Annotated in this window: 1 protein-coding gene and 1 pseudogene; both read right to left on the bottom strand. The window is 58.2% G+C overall.

The annotated features are described in order from the left end of the window. Window positions 1–183 precede the first annotated feature (183 nt). Window positions 184–885, bottom strand: coding sequence for a methyltransferase domain-containing protein (locus ACTQV3_RS09190; protein WP_052241580.1), 702 nt, complete (start codon window positions 883–885; stop codon window positions 184–186). Window positions 886–948: 63 nt separating this feature from the next. Continuing rightward, window positions 949–1,089, bottom strand: a pseudogene (locus ACTQV3_RS09185) (putative RNA methyltransferase); the annotation flags it as partial. Between the last annotated feature and the right edge of the window lie 562 nt (window positions 1,090–1,651).

Raw genomic sequence — 1,651 nt, 5'->3', positions numbered from 1 at the left:
GATGACGCGGAAACGGCCCCTCCCGGGGCCGTTTCAGTTCCAGATCGTTGTTTTCGCCCGCTGAGCTGGGCCTATGCCGGAATCTCTCCCACAGAAACCACCGAAGAGCCAGATTTCTTCTGGGGCGGTTGACAAGGGCTGTCCTTCAGCCCTGCAATTAAGAGGATGATGAGCTGGCTGAGCTCATGAAGGGCCTTGGGAGCGAGGGGTGCCCACCAGCAATTCAGCCTCGATGGTGATGCTTTTCACACGCGATAGATTTAGGGACTCCGCGTCGATGCCGAACAGCAGCGGCGTCATCTCGGCGAACACGCGGACGTCCCTTTCGGACATCTCGAAGGTGCGCGTCACCTTGATGCGGTCGGTCATCTTGAAGTGCTTCTCAAAGCAATCGGTCACCAGCTGGTTTGAGTATTCCTTGCTGCGCAAAGATCCTTCAGCAAGGTGGCGCAGCTCCGTAAGATGATTGCTGCCTGGAACCACTTTGACCAGCACTCCTGGCGCGGAGGCGTTTCTGGTTGGGGTGAGAACGCGCTTGAATTCGTCGTAGTTCGAGGGAGCGAATACGTCCACCACGCAGTTGATGGAGCCTTTCAGCACGGGGATGTTCGTCAGGTCGCCAACCAGCCATTTGACCGCCTTTCTGGAATCGTGGCGGGCCGCCATCAGCATGGCGTCTTTTGAGAGGTCAAACGCCACCACGTCGACACAGAGGTTTTCTCGGATTGCACGTGCATAGAAGCCTTCTCCGCATCCCGCGTCGAGCACGCGGAATGGCGTCGCGTTCACAGCTGCAGGACCCTCGCTTGGGGAAAGGGCCCTTCCTACCGCGGTGAGGACGGCTTCTTTCACGTGGTCGTAATACCCTGCCTCCAGGATTGCCATGCGGCTCTCAAAGGATTCTTTGCTGTAGTGGGCTGACTGCCTGGAGGGCCCTAGAAGGTTTACGTACCCCTGCTTTGCGATATCGAAGCAGTGCCTCTTCGGACATACGAGGCTCCCTTCCTGCAGCTTCAGGGCGCTGTGGCAAAGGGGGCAAGAGAGCACGTCGGCGCTGTCAGCAAATCGCGCGTATCTGTCGAGTACCATTGCGTCTCCTTTCGTCCAAGCAATTCTAGCGGATGAGTCTTCCCCAGCAGTGCATGGCTAATCATAGCAGGCAGAACCGCACAGTGACAAATAGCTGAGCTATTTCAAGCTGGGATTTCGGTATTCTGCTGCCCTCTTTTGGGCCACTTCATTTCGCCACGCTTTTGACAGGAGCAACAGGGTCCTCGCGCGCAAAACGCATATGGGCAATGCAGCCGTCTGTCAGGGCATGCCTGCGCCCCCGAACCTGCCGAAAAGGCGCTGATCTGCCCGCCAGGGCATGCCTGCGACCCCGAACCAGCCGAAAGGGCGGTGGATCTGCCCGTCAGGGCATGCCTGTGCCCCCGAACCAGCCGAAAGGGGGGTGGATCTGCCCGCCAGGGCATTGGCAGAAGAAAGAATGCCGAGATACTCAATAAGAAGATTGATAACCTTCAGCAGGTGAAAAAAGGAGGCTTCGGTAGTTTGTGTGACAAGGGGCTAGCCTAGGCAGCAACGCTCTTCGCTCCCTTCACGCCCTTCTTCCTCGCCTTCACCGGGCGACCCGGGAGCTGGGGCTGGC

Origin of the sequence: Collinsella sp. LCP19S3_A7, assembly GCF_052121995.1 — a bacterium.
Lineage (GTDB): Bacteria > Actinomycetota > Coriobacteriia > Coriobacteriales > Coriobacteriaceae > Collinsella.
This window is presented reverse-complemented; position numbering and strand designations above follow the sequence as displayed.